Annotated in this window: 18 protein-coding genes and 1 tRNA gene; 1 reads left to right on the top strand and 18 read right to left on the bottom strand. The window is 70.8% G+C overall.

Annotated elements, in window-relative coordinates; all coding sequences use genetic code 11:
* Nucleotides 1-17 precede the first annotated feature (17 nt).
* The 15 genes from TU31_RS31630 to TU31_RS31700 form a co-directional block, all read right to left on the bottom strand.
* A complete protein-coding gene (locus TU31_RS31630) occupies nucleotides 18-1,400 on the bottom strand; it encodes an aspartate aminotransferase family protein (RefSeq protein WP_042160987.1) in 1,383 nt (460 codons plus the stop codon).
* A 115-nt stretch (nucleotides 1,401-1,515) separates the two neighbouring features.
* Nucleotides 1,516-2,541, bottom strand: a complete 1,026-nt coding sequence (gene hpnH / locus TU31_RS31635) for an adenosyl-hopene transferase HpnH (protein ID WP_042160988.1) — start codon at nucleotides 2,539-2,541, stop codon at nucleotides 1,516-1,518.
* Nucleotides 2,542-2,546: 5 nt separating this feature from the next.
* A complete protein-coding gene (locus TU31_RS31640; RefSeq protein WP_042160989.1) occupies nucleotides 2,547-3,224 on the bottom strand; it encodes a phosphorylase family protein in 678 nt (225 codons plus the stop codon).
* The gene (gene shc / locus TU31_RS31645) at nucleotides 3,224-5,242 is read right to left on the bottom strand and encodes a squalene--hopene cyclase (protein ID WP_042160990.1); all 2,019 of its coding nucleotides are present in this window, start codon (nucleotides 5,240-5,242) and stop codon (nucleotides 3,224-3,226) included. Before shc ends, TU31_RS31640 begins: the two co-directional genes overlap by 1 nt.
* Nucleotides 5,243-5,349: 107 nt before the next feature.
* On the bottom strand, nucleotides 5,350-6,471 hold the full coding sequence (locus TU31_RS31650) for a polyprenyl synthetase family protein (protein WP_042160992.1): 1,122 nt from the start codon (nucleotides 6,469-6,471) through the stop codon (nucleotides 5,350-5,352).
* Nucleotides 6,468-7,925, bottom strand: a complete 1,458-nt coding sequence (gene hpnE, locus TU31_RS31655; RefSeq protein ID WP_078886075.1) for a hydroxysqualene dehydroxylase HpnE — start codon at nucleotides 7,923-7,925, stop codon at nucleotides 6,468-6,470. The genes TU31_RS31650 and hpnE overlap by 4 nt, the downstream gene beginning before the upstream one ends.
* Nucleotides 7,926-8,025: 100 nt before the next feature.
* Nucleotides 8,026-8,979, bottom strand: coding sequence for a presqualene diphosphate synthase HpnD (gene hpnD / locus TU31_RS31660; protein WP_181018712.1), 954 nt, complete (start codon nucleotides 8,977-8,979; stop codon nucleotides 8,026-8,028).
* Nucleotides 8,976-9,842, bottom strand: coding sequence for a squalene synthase HpnC (hpnC, locus tag TU31_RS31665; RefSeq protein WP_042160998.1), 867 nt, complete (start codon nucleotides 9,840-9,842; stop codon nucleotides 8,976-8,978). Before hpnC ends, hpnD begins: the two co-directional genes overlap by 4 nt.
* A gap of 449 nt (nucleotides 9,843-10,291) precedes the next feature.
* A complete protein-coding gene (locus tag TU31_RS31670) occupies nucleotides 10,292-11,095 on the bottom strand; it encodes an ABC transporter ATP-binding protein (protein WP_042161001.1) in 804 nt (267 codons plus the stop codon).
* Entirely contained in the window at nucleotides 11,088-12,017 is a 930-nt protein-coding gene (locus TU31_RS31675) for an ABC transporter permease (protein WP_042161003.1), read from the bottom strand. Before TU31_RS31675 ends, TU31_RS31670 begins: the two co-directional genes overlap by 8 nt.
* 78 nt (nucleotides 12,018-12,095) lie before the next feature.
* Entirely contained in the window at nucleotides 12,096-12,968 is an 873-nt protein-coding gene (locus TU31_RS31680) for a glycosyltransferase family 2 protein (RefSeq protein ID WP_042161005.1), read from the bottom strand.
* A 14-nt stretch (nucleotides 12,969-12,982) separates the two neighbouring features.
* A complete protein-coding gene (locus TU31_RS31685; RefSeq protein WP_042161007.1) occupies nucleotides 12,983-13,762 on the bottom strand; it encodes a CDP-alcohol phosphatidyltransferase family protein in 780 nt (259 codons plus the stop codon).
* Nucleotides 13,740-14,801 (bottom strand): iron-containing alcohol dehydrogenase family protein, encoded by a 1,062-nt coding sequence (locus TU31_RS31690; protein WP_042161008.1) that lies wholly within the window; start codon nucleotides 14,799-14,801, stop codon nucleotides 13,740-13,742. The genes TU31_RS31685 and TU31_RS31690 overlap by 23 nt, the downstream gene beginning before the upstream one ends.
* Nucleotides 14,789-15,526, bottom strand: coding sequence for a phosphocholine cytidylyltransferase family protein (locus TU31_RS31695; RefSeq protein ID WP_018090622.1), 738 nt, complete (start codon nucleotides 15,524-15,526; stop codon nucleotides 14,789-14,791). Before TU31_RS31695 ends, TU31_RS31690 begins: the two co-directional genes overlap by 13 nt.
* A complete protein-coding gene (locus TU31_RS31700; protein ID WP_042161012.1) occupies nucleotides 15,523-17,328 on the bottom strand; it encodes a DUF5941 domain-containing protein in 1,806 nt (601 codons plus the stop codon). Before TU31_RS31700 ends, TU31_RS31695 begins: the two co-directional genes overlap by 4 nt.
* 546 nt (nucleotides 17,329-17,874) lie before the next feature.
* Between TU31_RS31700 and idi the strand changes: the two genes are divergently transcribed.
* The gene (gene idi, locus TU31_RS31705; protein ID WP_042161014.1) at nucleotides 17,875-18,486 is read left to right on the top strand and encodes an isopentenyl-diphosphate Delta-isomerase; all 612 of its coding nucleotides are present in this window, start codon (nucleotides 17,875-17,877) and stop codon (nucleotides 18,484-18,486) included.
* Here idi and TU31_RS31710 read toward each other — a convergent pair.
* From TU31_RS31710 to TU31_RS31720, 3 genes are all read right to left on the bottom strand, one after another.
* Nucleotides 18,461-18,952: an ATP-binding protein gene (locus TU31_RS31710; RefSeq protein WP_042161016.1), complete on the bottom strand. Its 492-nt coding sequence runs from the start codon at nucleotides 18,950-18,952 to the stop codon at nucleotides 18,461-18,463. The two genes, idi and TU31_RS31710, sit on opposite strands and share 26 nt — an antisense overlap.
* A gap of 213 nt (nucleotides 18,953-19,165) precedes the next feature.
* Nucleotides 19,166-19,239 (bottom strand) — tRNA-Met (locus TU31_RS31715).
* Between the two features lie 85 nt (nucleotides 19,240-19,324).
* Nucleotides 19,325-20,968: an ABC-F family ATP-binding cassette domain-containing protein gene (locus tag TU31_RS31720; RefSeq protein ID WP_042161018.1), complete on the bottom strand. Its 1,644-nt coding sequence runs from the start codon at nucleotides 20,966-20,968 to the stop codon at nucleotides 19,325-19,327.
* Nucleotides 20,969-21,001 lie beyond the last annotated feature (33 nt).

Below are 21,001 nucleotides of genomic sequence, written 5' to 3' on the forward strand. Positions count from 1 at the left end.
CTCCCCCCTCGGCGTGGTCAGCGGTTGGCGACCGCCTGTTTGACCAGCGTCCGCCCGAAGTCCCACATCAGGCCGCCGCCCCCATGGGCGTCGTCCATGACGGCCGTGAACGCCTCGACGAAACGGTCCACTTCCCGCTCGCCGATGACCAGCGGCGGAAGCAGCTTAATGACCTCCAGATGGTCACCGGAGACCTGGGTCAGAATGCGGTGCCGCTGGAGCAGCGGCACCACGACCATCTGCGCGAACAGCCCCTTGCGGGCCGTCTGGAGCATCGTCCAGCGGCTGCGCAGACCGAGGGACTTGGGACGGCCGAACTCGATACCGATCATCAGGCCGCGGCCCCGCACCTCGTGCAGCAGCTCGTAGCGGGGGATCAGCTCCGTCAGCCGGGAGCGCAGCAGTTCGCCGGTGCGCCGGGCGCCGGCCACCAGCTGCTCGTCCTCCAGCACCGCGAGCACCGCCAGACCGGCGGCCATCGCCTGGGCGTTGGCCCCGAAGCTGGCGGAGTGCACCAGCACCCGGTCCATGGACGAGTAGACCTTCTTGAAGATCCAGTCCTTGCCGAGCGTCGCCCCGACCGGCACATATCCGCCGGACAGCGCCTTGGCCACACACACCAGATCCGGCTCGACACCGTCCTCGTGCTGGTAGGCGAAGAAGTCACCGGTGCGCCCCAGGCCGGTCTGCACCTCGTCGGCGATCAGCAGGGCCTTGTGCCGGTGCAGCAGTTCCTGTGCGGCGCGCAGAAATCCCGGCGGGGTCGGGTGGACGCCCTTGCCCTGGATGGGCTCGATCACAAATCCCGCCACGTCGCCGCGCTTCAACTCCCGTTCCAGCGCGGCCAGATCACCCATCGCCACGGCGGTGTCCGGCAGCAGCGGGGCGAAGCCGTCCCGGAAGCCGTCCTCGCCGTTGACGGAGAGCGAGCCGGTGGTCAGGCCGTGGAAGGCATGGGTGCAGTAGAGGACGCGGGGGCGGCCGGTGGCGTAGCGGGCGAACTTCAGCGCGGTCTCGACGGCTTCGGTGCCGCTGTTGCCGAAGAAGACCCGGTCGAGATGGGGCGCGTGGCTCAGCAGCTTCTCGGCGAGCAGGCCGGGCAGCGGCTGGCAGTCGAAGCGGGTGAGATCGGCCAGCTGGGCGTCCAGGACGTCGTGCAGCGCCTGCCGGACGACGGGGTGATGGCGCCCGAGGCCCATCACCCCGAAGCCCGCGAGCATGTCCAGGTAGTCCTGGCCGTCGGCGTCCCAGAAGTAGGCGCCCTCGGCCCGCTCGTAGACCTTGTCGAAGCCGATGGTGTGCAGCATCCGCGGCAGTTGGTGGTTGAGATGGCGGGTGTGCAGGTCGTAGCGCTCGTCGCCGCGCTCGGCGAGCAGCTTGGTCAGGTCGAATCCGGTCACGGCTGCTTCTCCTTACGGGACCGGCCCGGTCCGTCTCACCCGTCGTACGGCGGATGAGCCGGACCGGACCGGTACACCGGGGAGCCGTGGCGACGGGCTCCCCTCACTCGACGGGTCAACTGCGGTTTCCCGCGACGGCTTCCCTGGCCGCCCGGAGGGACTCCTTCAGCGAGCCCATGGTGGCGAGGACGGCGGTCGGTTCGTAGCCGCAGTGCGCCATGCAGTTGGCGCAGCGCGGGTCCTTGCCGCGGCCGTACTTGTCCCAGTCGGTCTCGTCGATGAGCTCCCGGTACGTCGGAACGTAGCCGTCGCTCATCAGGTAGCAGGGGCGCTGCCAGCCGAACAGCGAGTAGTTGGGGATCGCCCAGGCCGTGCACGGGAAGTCCGCCTTGCCCTCCAGGAAGTCCAGGAAGAGCGGACTGTGGTTGAGCCGCCAGCGGCGCCGGTTGCCGCCGGCGAAGGCCTTCTTGAACAGCTCCCGGGTCTGTTCGACGCCGAGGAAGTGCTCCTGGTCGGGGGCCTTCTCGTAGGCGTAGGCGGGCGACAGCATCATTTCGTCGACCTGGAGGTCGTCATTGAGGAAGTTGAGGACCTCGATGATGGTCTGCGGGGTGTCGGTGTTGAAGAAGGTGGAGTTGGTGGTGACCCGGAAGCCGCGCCGCTTGGCTTCCTTGATCGCCGCCACCGCCTCGTCGAAAACGCCTTCCTTGGCGACGGATTCATCGTGGCGCTCCCGCATGCCGTCGATGTGCACCGCGAACGCGAAATACGGCGAGGGGGTGAACTTCTCCAGCTTCTTGCGCAACAGCATCGCGTTGGTGCAGAGGAACACGTATTTCCGCTTTGCCACCAACTGCCGTACGATCTCGTCGATCTGCGGGTGCATCAAGGGCTCGCCACCGGCGATGGAGACCATCGGAGCGCCCGACTCCAGCACCGCCCCGACCGCCTGCGCCACCGGCATCCGCTGCTTGAGCACACCCGCCGGATGCTGGATCTTCCCGCAGCCCTCGCATTTGAGATTGCAGGCGAAGAGCGGTTCCAGCTCGACAATGAGCGGGAACTTCTCCCGCCGCCGGATCACCTTCTGTTCAAAGAGATAGGTACCGACTCGGATGGACTGACGGAGCGGCATGGCCATCTGGCTCACCTCCAGGGGAGCAGCAAAGAACGGTGCCATTCGTGGAAAACGGGGAGTACGGAGCGCAGCACTCGGAAGGCCGATATTCCACCGCGCACGGTGCCGATTCGTACGAGTTCATGTTCTGGAGCGTCCACGACCACCCGGACGGCCGCAACCGGACGGCGGCCGGCGGCCCGGGCGGCACCGAGGGTCGCGGCGGACTCCATGTCCACCGCGACCGCACCGGCGGCGTGCAGCTCGGCCCGCTCCGCACCCCGTACGACATGGTCGGAGCCGCACAGCAGCCCGCTGTGCACGGTCAGACCGCGCTCCCGCAGAGCCCGGAGCAGCGGGCCGTTGTCATGGCAGGGCGTCTCCGGTGCGGCGGCGTGGTGGCCGCGGGTGGCCTCGGCGACGACCACGTCCCCGGGGCGCATCCCGGGGGCGAGGCCGGCGCAGAAGCCGCTGGCGACAACGGGGGAACGTTCGGTGACCGACCCTGCACGCAGCGCTTCGGTGAGGGCGCGTTCGGCCGCCTGGGGGCCCATACCGGTGCGGAGCGTGATCACGCGCGGGTGGGCTTCCCCCGCCGCTCCCCCGCGGCCCCCGCGGCCCCCGCGGCGCAGCGCGAACCGCTCGATGCCGAGCGCGCAGGCGATCAGCAGCGGCGGTTCCGCGTCCGTCGGGGGCCGGCCCGTCATCAGGACTCCACCGGCGCGCCGGCCGGTCCCCCGTTGAGGTAGCGGCCCAGGGCCGTCAGCGGGAAGACCTGGCGGTACAGGTGATAGTTGATGGAGAAGTCCCAGGGGAAGCCGGTGCCGGTGAAGTACGGCTCGTCCCAGGACCCGTCCTCGCGCTGGGTCGCGGTCAGCCAGCGCACCCCGCGCCGTACCGTCTCGCTGTCCCGCTCTCCGGCCGCGAGCAGCGCCATCAGCGCCCAGGCGGTCTGTGAGGCGGTCGAGGCTCCGCGCCCCGCCCACCGCTCCTTGTCCTGGTAGGACCGCTGGTCCTCGCCCCAGCCGCCGTCGTCGTTCTGCACCCGCTCCAGCCAGCGCACGGCCCGGCGGACCGCGGGGTGCGAGGCGGGGACGCCGGCCGCGGCCAGCGCGGGGAGCACCGATCCGGTGCCGTAAAGGTAGTTGGTGCCCCAGCGGCCGAACCACGAGCCGTCGGGTTCCTGTTCGGCCAGCAGCCAGGCGATCCCGCGGCGGGTGCGCGGGTCGTGGGTGCGGCCGACGTCGGCGAGCATCTCGACGACATGGGCGGTGACATCGGCCGACGGCGGGTCGATGACCTCCCCGAAGTCACAGAACGGCAGCCGGTTGGGAAACGGGCTGGTGTTGTCGACGTCGAAGGCGCCCCAGGCCCCGTTCTTGGACTGCATCCCGAGGTTCCAGCGCACCGCCCGCCGGACCGCGGCCTCGACCCGCGACGGATCGGGGTGCCGGACCCGGCGCAGCGCCAGCACCACCTCCGCGGTGTCGTCGATGTCCGGGTAGTTGTCGTTCTCGAACTCGAAACCCCAGCCCCCGGAAGGGAGTTGGGGCCGCTTGACGCTCCAGTCGCCGGGCCGGTCGATCTGCTCGGCGAGCATCCACTCGGCGGCCTTGACCAGCTGCGGGTGGTCGGCGGGCACTCCGGCGTCGGCCAGCGCGATGGTCGCCAGACAGGTGTCCCAGACCGGGGACTGGCAGGCCTCGATCATCCGGACGCCGTCCTCGCGCCATACGGCGAACCGGTCGAGGGAGTCCAGACCGGCGCGCAGCACGGGGTGGTCGAGGTCGTAGCCGCAGAGGTGCAGGGCGATGACGGAGTAGACGGCGGGGGGCTGGATGCCGCCCCAGCAGCCGTCGTTCTCCTGTCGTTCGATGATCCAGCGGGCGGCGGAGCGCATCGCGGCGCCGCGCAGCGTGCGCAGGGCGACCTTGTGGTAGAGGTGCAGTGCCTTGTCGAGGCGCTGGAACACCCCGTCCCAGCTGGTGGCGGGGGCGAGCGGCCGCGGCGGGTTGGGGCGGCGCGGATCGGTGTGCAGCTCGTCGAGGGCGAACGGCGCCGGGCGGACCGGGCGCTTGGCCGAGACGATGGTCAGCGGCACGATGGTCTGCCGCGCCCAGCACCCGAAGTCATAGATGTTGAGCGGGAACCACTTGGGGAAGTAGAGGAGTTCCGGCGGGAGTTCGGGCAGGTCGTCCCACTTCCACCAGCCGAAGAGCGCCAGCCAGATGCGGGTGAAGACCCGGGCCGCGGCGATCCCGCCCTCCGCGCGCACCCATGCGGCGGCCCGGGCCATGTGCGGTGCGTCCGGGGCGTCCCCGGCGAGCCGCAGGGCGACATAGGCCTCGATGGTGGTGGAGAGTTCACCGGGCCCGCCGTAGAAGGTGGCCCAGGTGCCGTCCGCGCCCTGTTGCCCGCGGATGTGGCGGGCGGCGGCTTCGGTGAGCTCGGGGTCCTGGATTCCGAGGAACTGACGGAGCAGCAGGTCTTCGGCGTCCATCGTGACGTTGGTCTCGAGGTCGCCCTTCCACCAGCCGGCGGGGTCCTGGACGGACAGCAGATAGTCGGTGGCGCGTGCGGTCGCGCGCCGGGCGGCGTCCACCGTGTCCTGCCATACGGCGGTGCGCGTGGGCGCTTGTGTGGCGGTCTTCTCAGCGGTGGCATCGCTGGCCGAGGGGGCCCGGGGCGGCAGTGCCCCGGTGCTTCCGTCGGTCGTCGCTGTCATGGCTTCCCCTTCGGCAGTGAACTGTGAAAAGCGTGCTCAGGGATTCCGTCGGCCGGCGCCCGGCTGGCACCGGCCGGCGACTGCGAACTATTCGGTGTCGATACTGCTCATCTCTGTCGTACGACGACGAAGTCCGCGAGCGCGACGAGCTGTGCGCGGACCTGCTCCGGCATGTCGATCTCGTCCAGTGCGGCGATGGCGGTGGCGTGCTGGCGGCGGGCCTCCTGGGAGGTCCACTCGCGGCCACCGGCCTCCTCGATGAGGGCCGCGCGGGAGGCGAACTCTTCCTCGGTGAAGTCGGCAATCTCGGTCTCGCTCTTCTTCGCGTCGGCCGCCAGGATCTGGGCGAGACGCTCGGAGGCCGGGCCACCGGCCGCCAGCGCGGCGACGACCGGCAGCGACTTCTTGCGCTGCCGCAGATCGCTCCAGGTCTTCTTGCCGGTGGCGTCCGGGTCGCCCCAGATACCGAGCAGGTCGTCGACGGCCTGGAAGGCGAGGCCGAGGTGGTAGCCGTACTTCTCCAGGGTGTCGGCGGTGCGGTCGTCCGCGCCGCCCAGGACCGCACCGATGGAGACGGCACAGGCCAGCAGCGCGCCGGTCTTGTTGCCCTCCATCTCCAGGCACTCCTCGACGGTGACCCGCTCGCGGTGCTCGTAGGAGATGTCCTGGGCCTGACCGTCGATCAGCTTACGGGTGGCCAGGGTGAGCCGGCGGGTGGCGCGGCCGGCGTCGACCGTGCCGAGCTCCAGCAGTATTTCGTTGGCGAGCGCGAACAGCGCGTCACCGACGAGGATGGCCTGCGCGGGGCCGTGCACCTTCCAGACCGTGTCGCGGTGCCGACGCTGCTCGTCGCCGTCCATGAGGTCGTCGTGCAGCAGCGAGAAGTTGTGCACCAGCTCGACGGCGACCGCCCCGGGGATACCGACCTCGGGGGCCGCACCGGCGGCCTCGGCCGACAGCAGCGCGAGCGCCGGCCGCACCGCCTTGCCGCTGTCACCCGCGGTGGGGTGGCCCTCGGCATCGATCCAGCCGAAGTGGTAGGCGGCGACGGTGTCCATGGGAGGAGCGAGCCGGTCCACGGCCGCGCGCAGCACGGGGGTGGCGAGTGTCCGCCCGCGCTCCAGCAGAGCGGTGACGCTCTCGGTGTCGATAGCTGGGGAAGCCGGGTTCACGGTTTCTCCTCTGTTTCCGACGCTCGTGCTCGTGCGAGCGCTCGTACTCGTAGTCATGCCGCCTCCTGAGGCAACTGGCCCTGGGGGAAGCCGAGTTCGTTGAGTGCCTCGCGAGCGGCGGCAGTGCCGCTGCGAACAGCGCTTTCCATGGTCGCGGGCCACCCGGTGGCGGTCCACGCACCGGCCAGGAACAGGCCGGGAGCTTGAGTGCGGGCGGCGGGGCGGAGCCTGCCGACGCCCGGGGCGGGCGCGAAGGTCGCGGTGCGCTCGCGGGTGACGAAGAAGTCGCGGATCCTGGCGCCCCGGGCGGCGGGCAGCAGCCGCTCCAGCTCGGGCAGATAGCGGGCGCGGAGCTTGGCGACCGGCTGGTCGATCTCCTCCTGCGCGGCGGACTGCGAGACCGCCAGATACTGACAGCGCTCGTTCCCGGCGGTCCGCGTCAGCCCCGAGGCGTCGGTGCGGTCGAAGACCCACTGGACCGGCGAGCCGACCGCCGCGAAGAAGGGGCGGCGCAGCACCTTGCGGTCGTAGACGACATGGAGGTTGAGGATCGGGGCGGTGCCGATGTCCAGCAGCCGGTCCTTGCCGTCCAGCGCCCCGTCGGGCAGCAGGCCGTGTGCCTCGCGCTGGGGTACGGCGAGGACGACGGTGTCCGCGGTGAGCTGCTCGGTGCCGTGCGGGCCGTTCTCCACCGACACCTGCCAGCCGCCGTCCCGGCGCGTGACGGCTCCGGCGCGGGTGCGCAGGGCGATGCGGACGCCGGCCTTCTCCAGGGCCGTACGGGCGAGGGTGTCGTGGACGTCGCCGAGCGGGACGCGGGACCAGCCGATGTCGGCGGCGCCGGGGGCGGACAGCAGCCCGGTCTTGAAGACCTTGGCGGCCAGGCCCAGCGAGGCGTCACCGGCCCGGGCGTTGAGGGTGGCGATGCCGACCAGGTCCCACAGCGCCTCGATCGCCCGGGCCGACTGGCCGTACCGGCGCAGCCAGCTGCCGAAGTCCAGACCGTCCAGCGCGGGGTCGGCCGGGTCGAGGCCCTTGAGCGCGAGGGTGGCCCGCACGACCCCGGCCCGCTCGGCGGGGGACAGATGCGGGTAGCCGGCGAGGCTCTGGGCGAGGTGCAGCGGGACGGGCAGCGCGGTGCGGCGCAGCCGGCCGAGCCGCATCCGGTCGGCGTCCAGGACCGGGACGTCCATCCGCTCCTGGAGGGGCACCAGATGTGCGGCGCCCATCCGCTCCAGCAGCCTGCTGTAGGCGGTGCAGCAGCGCAGATAGACATGCTGGCCGTTGTCGACGGACAGTTCGCCGGCGGTGGAGTCGCGGCGGAAGGAGAAGACCAGTCCGCCGAGGCGGGGCCGGCCCTCGATCAGGGTGACCCGCAGCCCGGCGTCGGCCAGGGCGAGCGCCGCGGTCGTGCCGGCGAGACCGCCCCCGATGACCACCGCAGCCGCCCCTTCGGGACGGCGGGGCGGCAGCTCACGGTGCCGGTCGGTTCGGGTCGCTCCCGATGTCATGTGATCTCCCCCTGTACTGCTGTCTCGGACGCAGCCGGCCCGGGGAGGGTTGCCCGCCGCGCTGACGCGGGGTCACCGTTGTCGTTCGCCGCCCGGCACCTCATCCGCGCCTCCGGACGGCCTGCCGTCGGCCGATCGCCCGCGCGTCGAGCCCGGACAGCCCGCGCACCGCGACAAAGGCCTTCTCCCGGCCGGGCAGGGAGACCCGGCCGCGCAGCACGGCCTCGGGGTCGGCGGCGATCCGCGTCAGCAGACGGTGATAGATGCCGGCCATCGCGGCCACACAGGCGCCGCTGCGCCGGTCGAGCATCGGCAGCAGCCGGAAGCCGTCGGCGAACAGCGCACGGGCCCGCTTCACCTCGAAGTGCACCAGACCAGTGAAGTCGGAGCCGGGCGGCGGGACGGAACGCTCGAAGCCGGCCGCGCAGCCGAACTTGGCGAGGTCCTCGGCGGGCAGATAGGTACGCCCGTTGCCGGCGTCCTCGCGAACGTCCCTGAGAATGTTGGTCAGTTGGAGGGCCAGGCCGAGGGTGTCGGCGTACTCGGCGGCGCGATCGGCGTCCTGCGCCCCCGGGACCGTGCCGAACACGCCCAGCGAGAGCCGGCCGATGGCACCGGCGACACAGCGGCAGTAGACCTTCAGCTCGTCCCAGGTCTCATAGGTCGCGCCGCGCACGTCCATCAGCACGCCGTCGATCAGCTCGTCGAGCCCCTCCAGCGGCAGCGGGAAGCGGCGGGCGGCGTCGGACAGTGCGACGGCCACCGGGTCGGTGTCGTCCTCGTCGATCCGGCCGTCCTTGATACGCGCCAGCAGCGCCCGGGTGTCCTCCAGGCGCCCCTGCTTGGCTGCGGGCTCCAGGGTGCCGTCGCCGATGTCGTCGATCCGGCGGGAGAAGGCGTAGAGCGCCGACATGGCCTGCCGCTTGTCGGCCGGCAGCAGCCGGATGCCATAGGCGAAGTTGCGTGCCTGCTGCCCGGTGATGGCCTCGCAGTAGCGGTACGCAGCGAGCACCGGCGCGGACGCGTGTGCGGATGCCTCCACGGTCCGACTCACCCCTCTCTTCGCAATGTCGCCCTTACCTCGCGCAGCAGGCTGAGCTTGGTCGGCTTGGGCGGTCCAGGGAGTACGTCGTGATCGGCGGCCGCGACCGCCTGGAGTGCAGCGCGTCCGCCGGCCACGAATCCGGCCAGCAGCAGCTTGAGTCTGCCGTGGACGCTACCCACCAGCGAGGTGCCTTCATTCAGCAGGTCACGGGCGCGTTCCGCCTCGTAGGCGATCAGCGCGCGCACCGATGCGCCCCCGCTGGGCGCGGCCAGATCCGCCTCGGTGACACCAAAGCGTTTCATGTCCTCGGCGGGGAGGTAGATGCGGTCGCGCCCGAGGTCCTCGGCCACGTCCTGGACGTGTTCGACGATCTGTAGGGCGGTGCAGACCGCGTCCGAGCGGCGGATGCGTTCGGGGCTCGCGGTGCCGGTGATCCCGAGGACGAGGCGGCCGACGGGGTTGGCGGACAGCTCGCAGTAGGCGGCGAGGTCGTCATAGGTGCCGTAGCGGCTCACCCGCTGGTCCTGCCGGTTGGCCTCGATCAGCCTGAGGAACGGCTCGGGGGTCAGCGCGCAGCGGCGGACGGTCGGGCCGAGCCGGCGCAGCAGCGGATGCCGGGGGCCGGGCGCCCGGTCGCTGAAGACCCGGTGGAGGTCGGCCTCCAGCGCGTCCAGCAAGGCCGACCGGTTATCGGCTTGCGCGCGCTCCAGCCCGAGGAGTACGGCATCGCCGCCGCCGGGTGCGAGATCTCCGTCGCCGATGTCGTCGACGAGCCGGGCGAAGCCGTAGACGGCCATCAGATCGGTCCGCCAGGCGCGGGGCAGGAAGAACGGTGCGACCGGGAAATTCTCGTGTGCGGCCTGATCGAGCACGGTGCGCGTCTGCTCCCGCCCGTCACCCGCCGCCCCCCTTCGGAGGATGGCGCGACGCGCCTGCTCGTTGTCTCGGCTCACCGGGGGCTGCCCGGCGCATTTCGGTGCCGGAGCGAACCAGTAGCCATTGCCGTCACGTCTCCCGTTCTACACCGCCAAGCTAAAACATCCTATTTCGGACACGCCGCAGCGGGCGACGCGCCTCGATCGAGCCCACATCGCCCGCTCGGGTGAGCATTGCCCGACATATACCACTTGTGCTGTTCGGTACCCGTACAGCTTACGTCGTACGTCTCACCCACGTCCGAGCGGGTCCCGAAGCGTGAGACAACGATCAAGCCGGCGCCCCATACGTCCGAACTGATCCGGGGACCGCCGGAGTTGACCTGTCTGCACGCTGGAAGGCCCCCACGAGGCGGACTCGCGGAGGCCTTCGAGTGCGGAGCGGACTACTTGCCCGTCTCCTTTTCGTACGCCTTGATGACCTCGTCCGTCGGACCGTCCATCAGCAGCTCGCCGCGCTCCAGCCACAGGACGCGGTCGCAGGTGTCGCGGATGGACTTGTTGTTGTGGCTGACGAGGAAGACCGTGCCGGCTTCCTTGCGCAGCTCGCGGATGCGGGCCTCGGAGCGCTTCTGGAAGCTGCGGTCACCGGTGGCCAGCGCCTCGTCGATCATCAGCACATCGTGGTCCTTGGCCGCGGCGATGGAGAACCGCAGCCGGGCCGCCATACCCGACGAGTAGGTGCGCATCGGCAGCGAGATGAAGTCGCCCTTCTCGTTGATCCCGGAGAAGTCGACGATGCCCTCGTAGCGGTCACGGACCTGCTCACGGGACATGCCCATCGCCAGCCCGCCGAGAAGGACGTTCTTCTCGCCGGTCAGATCGTTCATCAGGGCCGCGTTGACACCCAGCAGCGAGGGCTGGCCGTGCGTGTAGACCTTGCCGCGCTCCGCCGGCAGCAGACCGGCCACCGCCTTGAGCAGCGTCGACTTGCCCGAGCCGTTGGAACCGATCAGCCCGATCGACTCACCCCGGTAGGCGGTGAAGGAGACACCCTTGACCGCGTGCACCTCACGCACGCCCGAGGAGGGCTTGCGGCGCACGATGCGGTTGAGGGCCGCGGTGGCGCTGCCCTTGCCCGCACCCGTGCCGTAGACGCGGTAGACGATGTGCAGATCGTCCGCGATCACCGTCGGGATCCGCTCCGCGGCCGCCTCGGTCGGCTGGACACCGTTCTTCTGCTCAGCCACGTCCGTACCGCTCCTCAGCCTTCCAGAAGTACACAAAGCCCACGACGCCCATCACCAGCGCCCAGCCCCCGGCGGACGCCCACACATGCGGCGGCAGCTTGTCGTCCGTGAAGCTGTCGATCAGCGCGAACCGCATCAGGTCGATGTAGACAGCCGCCGGATTGACATTGAGCAGCACCTCCACGAACGCGGGGACGTGCTTGCCCTTGAGGATCAGGTCGATGCTGAACATCACGCCGGACGCATACATCCACGTCCGCATGATGAACGGCATCAGCTGCGCCAGGTCCGGGGTCTTCGAACCCAGCCGCGCCATCACCAACGCCAGCCCCGTGTTGAACATGAACTGCAACGCCAGCGCCGGAATGGCCAGCAGCCACGACCACGTCGGCAGCTGCCCGAAGCCGAGCAGAATGAGGACCAGCACACCCATGGAGAAGAACAGCTGCTGGAGCTGCATCAGGCAGAACGAGATCGGCAGACAGGCCCGCGGGAAGTGCAGCGCCCGCACCAGCCCGAGGTTGCCCGAGATCGACTTCGTGCCGGCCATCACCGAGCTCTGGGTGAAGGTGAAGATGAAGACACCGGTCACCAGGAACGGGACGAAGTCCGGGACGCCGTTCCGGGTACCGATCAGCAGACCGAAGATGAGGTAGTAGACGAGCGCGTTGAGCAGTGGCGTCGCCACCTGCCAGACCTGGCCCAGCTTGGCCTGGCTGTACTGCGCCGTCATCTTGGCACTGGCGAAGGCGGAGATGAAATGCCGCCGGTCCCAGAGCTGCCGGACGTACTCCGGAAGGCCGGGACGGGCCCCGCTCTGCGAGAGCCCGTACTTCTGGGCCCGCTGGGCAGCCGTGAGCCCCGCGTCGGAAGATGGCGGGGCACTCATGGCGACCGCACTGTCGTGCGTGGTCTCGCTCACAGTTGACACTTTCGTCCTCAAGGTGCGCTGCCGGGGCCACGCCCCGGCTCGCGCCTGATGCTCTCAGATACGAGCTTGTCAGATGACGGGAGGGCGGCCCAGTCGGGTCAGTCGCCAAACGGTAGCCCACTTCATGGGGCGCCTGGGACCGCACGGCGTGACGCAGCCCTCCTTGAAGCCGCCCAGCCAGGCCCGCAGCGCCGGTCGCGACGGCCGCCGGGCGAGGGTGAGCAGGAACCAGACACCGAGATAGACCGGCACCAACAGCGCGGGGAGGTTGCGGCGGGCCAGCCACACACGGTTACGGGCCACCATCCGGTGGTAGACCGCGTGCCGGGCCGGTGCCGTCGTCGGGTGGAAGAGGACCATGTCCGACCGGTAGTCGATCTGCCAGCCGGCGTCCAGCGCCCGCCAGGCCAGATCGGTCTCCTCGTGGGCGTAGAAGAAGTCGTCGGGCAGCCCGCCGACCTCCTCGAAGACATGCGTCCGGACCGCGTTCGCCCCACCGAGGAAGGTGGTGACCCGCGACGACCGCATCGGGTCCGAGGCGCGCAGCCGCGGAACGTGCCGGCGCTGGGTCTCGCCGGTGTCCGGGTCGGCGATCCGGAAACTGATGATGCCGAGCTCCGGGTCGGCGGCGAATGCCTCGCGGCACAGTTCGGCGGTGTCCTCCCTGGCCAGCAGCCCGTCGTCGTCGAGGAAGAGCAGCACATCGACATCGCTGCCGCCGGGGCCGAAGGCCTCGATGCCGACATTGCGGCCGGCCGGGATACCGACGTTCTCCGGCAGCTCGACGGTCCGTACGCCCTCGGGGAGCTCGGGCAGCGGCGAACCGTTGCCCACGACGACGGTCTCGATCGGGTCGCCGTGCTGCTTGGCGACCGAGTCCAGCAGCGCGCGCAGCTCCTCGGGGCGGTTGCCCATCGTCAGGACAACCGCACCGATCCGCATTCGGGACGCCCCCGTCACTTGAGCCTGCTGGAGGCGAGGATGGACACGAGGTGGAGCAGCGTCTGGAGGAGCGCGATACCGGCGAGCACGGCGACGCCGAGGCGGGAGAAGAACAGGTCGCCCCTGATCGAGTCCACGATCGCCAGGACCAGGATCAGCAGGGACGCCTCGATCCCGAGGATGAGCCGGTGGAACTTCAGCGCCCCGGCCGCCTTGCGGGCCAGCGCCATTCCGGAGGACCGCGGCTCGGACGCCGCCTCCTTGACCGGCGGCAGCCCGCCCTGGTGCCGGGCGACGCCGACGAGGTCGGTCTCGGCCTTGATCAGGATCGCGCCGAGGGCGGCGAGGGTGCCGAGGAAGGCCCACAGCCAGTCGATCCGGCCGGAGCCCCACAGGTCGGCGGCGCGCAGGCCGAAGCCGACCAGCACCGCGGCGTCGCACAGGTAGGCGCCGACCCGGTCCAGGTACACCCCGCCGAGCGAGAACTGCTTCTTCCAGCGGGCGACCTCGCCGTCGACACAGTCGAGCAGCAGGTACAGCTGGACCATCAGCACACCGAGCACGGCGCCCGCGATCCCCGGCACCAGCAGTGCCGGGGCGGCGAGGACGCCGAAAACGGTCATCAGGTAGGTCAGCTGGTTGGGCGTGACCTTCGTGTTCACCAGGTGCCGGTCGATGCGCAAGGAGATCTCGCGCATATAGAGGCGACCGCCCCAGTGCTCACCGCTGCGCCGGTCCTTGACACCCTCGGGGTGCACGACCGGGCGGAGTTCAGCTACTGACGGCTTCTGCATAGTCGGCGTATGCGTCCCTGATCTGATCGGCGGACAGGTCGAGGTGCTCAAGGATGGTGTAGCGGCCGGGGCGGGTCTTCGGCGCGTACGCGACGGCCTCGACGAACTCCTCATCGGTGAAGCCGATCTCGCCCGGTGTGACCGGCAGACCGTGCCGGCGCAGCACCTCGACCATCAGGTCCCGGGTTTCCTTGTCCCCGCGCAGATGCGTGGCGAAGGCGGCGCCGAGGCCGCACTGCTCGCCATGGCTCGCCGCGCGCTTGGGATAAAGAATGTCCAGGGCGTGGTTGATCTCGTGGCAGGCGCCGGACGCCGGGCGGCTGTCGCCGGCCACCGACATCGAGATGCCGGTGAGGACCAGGCCCTCGGCCAGCACCTGGAGGAAGTTGTCGTCGCCGACGCCCCCGGGGTGGCGCAGCACGGCCTCGCCGGCCTGGCGCGCCATGGCGGCCGCCAGTCCGTCGATGTCCTCACCGGTCTCGCGGTGCGACAGCTCCCAGTCCGCGACCGCGGAGATGTTGGAGATCGCGTCGCCGATGCCGGAGCGGACGAACCGGACCGGGGCCTCGCGGATGATGTCGAGGTCGATCACCACGGCGATCGGGTTCGGCACCCCGTAGGAGCCACGGCCCGCGTCGTTGTCCAGCGTGGCCACCGGCGAGCACAGACCGTCGTGCGACAGGTTCGTCGCGACGGCGACCAGCGGCAGACCGATGCGGGCCGCGGCGAACTTGGCACAGTCGATGATCTTGCCGCCGCCCAGGCCCACGACCGCGTCGTAGTGCCCCTTCTTCATGGCGTCGGCGAGCTTGATCGCGTCGTCCAGGGTGCCGCCGCCGACCTCGTACCACTCGGCGCCCGGCAGCGCGGGGGACAGCCGCTCGCGCAGCCGCGCCCCCGAGCCGCCGCTGATCGCGATGGCGAGCTTGCCGGACGCGGAGATGCGCTGATCGGCCAGCAGGCCCGCCAGGTCGTCCAGGGCGCCGGCGTTGATGTCAACGACGACCGGGGACGGGATGAGGCGGGTCAGTACTGGCATGCGATGTCACGGCCCTTCGCCAGGTCGTCGTGGTTGTCGATCTCGACCCACTTGACGTCGCCGATCGGGGCCACGTCCACCTTGAAGCCGCGGTTGACGAGCTCCTGGTAGCCGTCCTCGTAGTAGAGGTCGGGGTCCCGCTCGAAGGTGGTCTTCAGGGCGTCGGCCAGCTCCTCGGCCGCCGAACCCTCGATGAGGGTGACACCGATGTACTCACCGGTCGCCTCGGCCGGGTCCATCAGCTTGGTGATCTTCTGGACGCCCTTGGCGGGGTCCACGATGACCTTCATCTCCTCGTCCGCCAGCTGCTTGACGGTGTCCAGCGCGAGGATGATCTTCTGGCCGTTGCCGCGGGCGGCGAGCAGGGTCTTCTCGACGGAGACCGGGTGCACGGTGTCGCCGTTGGCGAGGATCACATCGTGCTTGATGGCGTCACGGCCGCACCACAGGGAGTAGGCGTTGTTCCACTCCTCGGCCTTGTCGTTGTCGATGAGGGTGAGCTTGAGGCCGTACTTCTGCTCCAGGGCCTCCTTGCGCTCGTAGACGGCTTCCTTGCGGTAGCCGACGATGATCGCGACCTCGGTCAGGCCGATCTCGGCGAAGTTGCCGAGGGTCAGGTCGAGGATGGTCGTGTCCCCGTCGACCGGCACCAGAGCCTTGGGCAGGGTGTCGGTGTAGGGGCGCAGACGCCGTCCGGCGCCGGCAGCCAGCACGAGGCCGATCATGCGGGTTCTCCTTCATCGTGTACGGCGGGTGCTTGGGAGGACACCCAGAAGCGGATGCTCTCGATGAGCACCAGCAGCGCCAGGGCCACAGCAAGGGCCGTCAGCGCGATTGTGAAACCTGAGGGGGACAGCGCGGCGGCGAGGACCGTGATCACGAGGATCCGTCCCTCATGTCCGCCGGTCGCCCGGACCAGCCACCGCGGAGGGGCTCCGGTGCCACCACGGATGCGGTAGACCGTGTCGTAGTGATGGTAGGCGACCGCCGCGACCAGCCCGTACGCCGCGGGGAGTGCTCCGGGGACGTCCGCACGGGCGGCCAGCACCAGGATGGTGACGTACTCACCGGCCCGGAAGAAGGGCGGTACGAGCCAGTCGAGGGCGCCCTTGAGCGGCCGGGCCACGGCCGCACCGGCCAGCAGCGCGGAGCAGACGGCGACGCCGACGGTGAGCCACGAGGTGGGGTCGTCCTGGAAGATCACCCAGACCAGCAGCACGGCGGCTGAGAGAAATGCCATGACGGGGGCCAGGAAGGAACCGGTCCGGCCGCGGCCCCGGGCACTGCGGGCGATCAGCTCGGCGAGCGGCCCGGAGTCGGCGAGGTCGGCCAGCGCCTGGGCGGCGCGGTCGGTGCGCCGGGCCCGGCGGGTCAGCGAGCGCAGCACCCGGCCGGCCGTGGTGTAGCAGGCGGCCAGCGCACAGCCGATGAGCAGGGCGTAGAAGACGATGCGCGGGGTGGTCAGCGCGGTGAGCACGGCGATCATGGCCCAGCGCTCGCCGATCGGCAGCACGATCATCCGGCGCGCCCAGACCGTCCAGCCGACGCTGTCGAGCTTGCCGGAGAGGGCGGCGGTGGGGCTGGTGTTGGCCGTGGCGTCGTGGTTCGCCTCGTTGAAGGAGAAGTCGACGACATGGCGGCAGGTCATCAGGACCATCGCGCCGAGCGCCAGCGCCCAGACGTCGTCCCCGCCACGGGCCGCCCCGAGGGCGAGGCCGGCGTAGTACGCGTACTCCTTGGCCCGGTCGAAGGTGGCGTCCAGCCAGGCGCCCATCGTCGAGTACTGGAGGGAGTAGCGGGCGAGCTGCCCGTCGGTGCAGTCCAGGACGAAGGAGAACAGCAGCAGGAAGCCGGCGGCGATGAAGCCGCCACGGGTTCCGGTGGCCGCGCAGCCGGCCGCGATCAGTGCGGTGAGCAGCGACGCGGTGGTGACCTGGTTGGGGGTGAGCCCGCGCCGCGCGCACCAGCGGGCGAGGTAGCGGGAGTACGGGCTGATGCCGTACGTGGTGAAGAACCCGTCGCGGGACTTCACGGCGGTGCGCAGCCGGACGGCCTCATCGTCGACGGCGGCGACGGCCTCCCGCGCGTCCTCGCGCTGCGCCGGGGTGAGCGCGACGGTGGCGACCAGGCTGCCCAGCTCGACGCGGTGCAGACCGATCTCGTCGCGGTCGAGGGACTCGGTGAGGGTGTCGGTGAGGACATCCGTGAGGTGGGCGGTGCCGGCGCCGACCGGGATCCTGCCGACCGCGCGGGTCAGCGCGGCGCGGGCCGCGGGCTGCGCGGTGAGCGCGCCGGGCACGGCCGCGGCCGGGAAGCGGGGGTCGGTCAGCGCCAGCCGCAGGGCGTGCAGATGGCCGACGAAGCGGGGGTCGACGACGGCGACCCGCTCGCCCGCGGGCACCGCGTTGATCAGCTCGGCGGCGGCCGCGGGATCGTTCGCCGTACGGACGTCAAAGCCCAGCGTGCGCAGGTCGGCTTCGAGCGGCGACCCGGCGACCGGCGGACCGGTGAGGATGGCGGTCGACAGACGAACTCACTCCTTGGATGCTGACAAGGCAGCGCCGGTCGGTCCGCATTCGATACGAACTACCCGGGCAGCGGGCGTGGCACACCTCGCCCCTGGGAGGGCCGGGTGGCACGTCGGCAGAGGCTATCGGATCGCCGGATGCGGCCGTTCACCGCGCATTCACCGCACGATCGAGTGACCGACGGCTGCGCCTGCCGCGATCATCATGGTGGATCGGGTGGCTCATGAACAACTGGCCCGCAGGCCGGGACCCGATCCGGTGCCGGTTATGAGAGGGCTGGTCACAGGGCGGGCGGGTTGTGCCGGGGCCGGTGTGGTGAGAGCCATCCCAGGTCCGGGGCGCGTGCCGGCCGCCGGTGGCGCCACGGCCGCCGGCCGGTGTCCACCGCGCCGGGAGCCGCGCGGCCCACGGCGGGTGTGGACCATCTCACGGCAGGCGCGCCGGGTGACCGCTGCGCAGGCTTGTTGCGCCGCGCACCCGCTGTGCCGGTGATGCGGACCCGGCTAGGGCAGACTTGGCGTCGAAGACCGACGACAAGGATGGGCATGCCGATCACACCTGCCAACGGACAGACCGCCGGGGACCCGGCGGTGAGCACACCGGGCGGCACCGCCGAACCGATCATGCTGGAGCTGGTCGACGAGGACGGTACGACGATCGGCACCGCGGAGAAGCTCGCCGCCCACCAGCCCCCCGGGCAGCTGCACCGGGCCTTCTCGGTCTTCCTCTTCGACGAGAAGGGCCGGCTGCTGCTTCAGCGCCGGGCGCTGGGGAAGTACCACTCCCCCGGTGTGTGGTCCAACACCTGCTGCGGGCATCCGTACCCGGGTGAGGCACCGTTCGCGGCCGCCGCCCGCCGGACCGCGGAGGAGCTGGGCCTGGCGCCTTCCCTGCTGGCCGAGGCCGGCACGGTCCGTTACAACCATCCCGACCCGGACTCCGGCCTCGTGGAGCAGGAGTACAACCACCTGTTCGTCGGGCTGGTGCGGGCCGAGCCGTCGCCCGACCCCGAGGAGATCGGCGAGATCGCCTTCGTGACGCCGGAGGAGCTGGCCCAGCGGCATGCCGAGGCGCCGTTCTCCGCCTGGTTCATGACCGTGCTGGACGCGGCGCGGCCGGCGGTGCGCGAGCTCACAGGAGGAGCGGCGGGCTGGTAGCCGGCGGGATGAGCGGTAGCTCGGCCCAGATGGCCTTGCCGCCGTTCCTCGTGTGCTCCACACCGCATTTGCCGCCCACCTCCGCGGTGAGCGTTTTGACCAGCCACAGTCCGCGGCCGCCGACATCACCCTGGTCCGCCTCCAGTGCCTTGGGGCGGTAGGGGTGATCGTCCTCGACCGCGACCCGTAGCCAGTTCGCCCCGAGGGTGACCTGTACGGCGATCTGGGGCGAGAGCAGGGCGGCGTGCCGGACGGCGTTGGTGACGAGTTCGGAGACGATGAGCAGCAGGCCGTCCATGATCGCGGCGGCGACGGGTACACACTGTTCGGCGAGCAGATCCCGTACCGCGTGCCGGGCCTGCGGCACCGAGGCCTCCAGTGCCGGGGCGGTGAACCGCCAGACACCTTCGTACGCGAGCGGGGAGGTCAGCTCTTCGGGGGGTTCTGCGGGGGGTCCGGAAGGCATCCTCACAGGAAGAGTGTTGGGAATGCATTGGTCCGGACCGGCCTGCTGACCACAAGTCAGCATCTATCGACGGCTTCTGGCCGATTCCGAGTGGTTGGCCCGGCCCGGGGACCGGACCTGTTCCCTTTGTGCCGCGTTCCCGGCCCGCCGCGCCCTGGGCCAAAGAACAGCAGGCCCGGTGCCTGAGCACCGGACCTGCTGTTCTGTCTTCAGTAGCGGGGACAGGATTTGAACCTGCGACCTCTGGGTTATGAGCCCAGCGAGCTACCGAGCTGCTCCACCCCGCGTCGGTGAACACCACAGTACGGGTCGGCGGCCTCAGGGCCAAATCGATAATCACCACGGGTGCCGCGGGCCGCCGGTCCGGGGTTCTCACACCGCCCGGTCGGTGATCCGTCCCCCGTCGACCTCGATGCGGCGGGTGGTGTGCACCGCTTCGAGCATCCGGCGGTCGTGCGTCACCAGCAGCAGGGTGCCCGGGTAGGAGGCGAGCGCGGACTCCAGCTGTTCGATGGCCGGCAGGTCGAGATGGTTGGTCGGCTCGTCCAGGACGAGGAGGTTGACCCCGCGGCCCTGGAGGAGGGCCAGCGCGGCACGGGTCCGCTCCCCCGGTGAGAGGGTGCGCGCCGGGCGCAGCACATGTGCCGCCTTCAGGCCGAACTTGGCGAGCAGGGTGCGCACATCGGCGGGCGACAGATCCGGTACGGAGGCCCGGAAGGCGTCCATCAGCGGATCGTCGCCGAAGAACAGCCCGCGCGCCTGGTCGACCTCGCCGACCACCACGCCGGGGCCGAGCGACGCCTGCCCGGCATCCAGGGGGAGCCGGCCGAGGAGGGCGGCGAGCAGAGTGGACTTGCCGGAGCCGTTGGGGCCGGTGATGGCGACCCGGTCCGCCCAGTCGATCTGGAGGTCCACCGGGCCGAAGCGGAAGTCGCCGCGCCGGACGCCGGCACCGCGCAGGGTGGCCACGACCGCGCCGGCCCGGGGTGCGGCGGCGATCTCCATCCGCAGCTCCCACTCCTTGCGCGGCTCCTCGACGACGTCGAGCCGCTCGATCAGGCGCTGGGTCTGCTTGGCCTTGGCGGCCTGCTTCTCGGTGGCCTCCACCCGGCCCTTGCGGGCGATCTTGTCGTTGTCGGTGGCCTTGCGGCGGGCGTTCCTGACGCCCTTCTCCATCCAGTTGCGCTGGGTGTGCGCCCGGGTCTCCAGAGCGGCCTTGGTGTCGGCGTACTCGTCGTACTGCTCCCGCGCATGGCGCCGGGCCCGCTCGCGCTCCTCCAGGTAGGAGGTGTAGCCGCCGCCGTAGGTGTTGACCTGCTGCTGGGCCAGGTCGAGTTCGACGACGCGGTTGACCGTACGGGTCAGGAACTCGCGGTCGTGGCTCACCAGGACCGTGCCGGCACGCAGCCCGGTGACAAAGTCCTCCAGCTGTCCGAGGCCGTCCAGGTCGAGGTCGTTGGTCGGCTCGTCGAGCAGGAAGATGTCGTAGCGGGAGAGCAGCAGGGAGGCGAGCGAGGCGCGGGCGGCCTGGCCGCCGGAGAGCGTGGTCATCGGCTGGTCGAGGCCGATGGTCAGGCCGAGCCGGCCGGCGATCTCCTCGGCGCGCTCGTCGAGGTCGGCGGCGCCCAGGGCCAGCCAGCGCTCCAGCGCGGTGGCGTAGGCGTCGTCCGCACCGGGGCGTTCCTCGACCAGCGCCTGGGTGGCGGTGTCCAGCGCGAGCTGGGCGCCGGCGACGCCGGTGCGGCGGGCGAGGAAGGCCCGTACGGTCTCTCCCGGGCGGCGGTCGGGTTCCTGCGGGAGGTGGCCGACGGTGGCGGTGGGCGGGCCGAGCGCGAGTGTGCCCTCCTCCGGGGTGTCCAGGCCGGCCAGCAGGCGCAGCAGGGTGGACTTGCCCGCCCCGTTGGCGCCGACGAGGCCGATCACATCCCCGGGAGCGACGACCAGATCGAGACCGGAGAACAGGACGCGCTCGCCGTGGCCGGCGGCGAGGTCTTTGGCGACGAGAGTTGCTGACATCAGGCCGCCGATCGTATCGGGCCGGGAACTGTC

Source organism: Streptomyces lydicamycinicus, assembly GCF_000829715.2.
GTDB classification, from domain to species: domain Bacteria; phylum Actinomycetota; class Actinomycetes; order Streptomycetales; family Streptomycetaceae; genus Streptomyces; species Streptomyces lydicamycinicus.

Excerpts from the sequence above, each read along its gene's own strand:
- shc (WP_042160990.1), bottom strand. The coding sequence starts at position 5,242 with ATGACAGCGACGACCGACGGAAGCACCGGGGCACTGCCGCCCCGGGCC.
- TU31_RS31690 (WP_042161008.1), bottom strand. The coding sequence starts at position 14,801 with ATGCCAGTACTGACCCGCCTCATCCCGTCCCCGGTCGTCGTTGACATC.
- TU31_RS31720 (WP_042161018.1), bottom strand. The coding sequence starts at position 20,968 with ATGTCAGCAACTCTCGTCGCCAAAGACCTCGCCGCCGGCCACGGCGAG.
- hpnE (WP_078886075.1), bottom strand. The coding sequence starts at position 7,925 with ATGACATCGGGAGCGACCCGAACCGACCGGCACCGTGAGCTGCCGCCC.
- TU31_RS31640 (WP_042160989.1), bottom strand. The coding sequence starts at position 3,224 with ATGACGGGCCGGCCCCCGACGGACGCGGAACCGCCGCTGCTGATCGCC.
- idi (WP_042161014.1), top strand. The coding sequence starts at position 17,875 with ATGCCGATCACACCTGCCAACGGACAGACCGCCGGGGACCCGGCGGTG.
- TU31_RS31710 (WP_042161016.1), bottom strand. The coding sequence starts at position 18,952 with ATGCCTTCCGGACCCCCCGCAGAACCCCCCGAAGAGCTGACCTCCCCG.
- TU31_RS31695 (WP_018090622.1), bottom strand. The coding sequence starts at position 15,526 with ATGATCGGCCTCGTGCTGGCTGCCGGCGCCGGACGGCGTCTGCGCCCC.
- hpnH (WP_042160988.1), bottom strand. The coding sequence starts at position 2,541 with ATGGCCATGCCGCTCCGTCAGTCCATCCGAGTCGGTACCTATCTCTTT.
- TU31_RS31680 (WP_042161005.1), bottom strand. The coding sequence starts at position 12,968 with ATGCGGATCGGTGCGGTTGTCCTGACGATGGGCAACCGCCCCGAGGAG.
- TU31_RS31650 (WP_042160992.1), bottom strand. The coding sequence starts at position 6,471 with ATGACTACGAGTACGAGCGCTCGCACGAGCACGAGCGTCGGAAACAGA.
- TU31_RS31685 (WP_042161007.1), bottom strand. The coding sequence starts at position 13,762 with ATGCAGAAGCCGTCAGTAGCTGAACTCCGCCCGGTCGTGCACCCCGAG.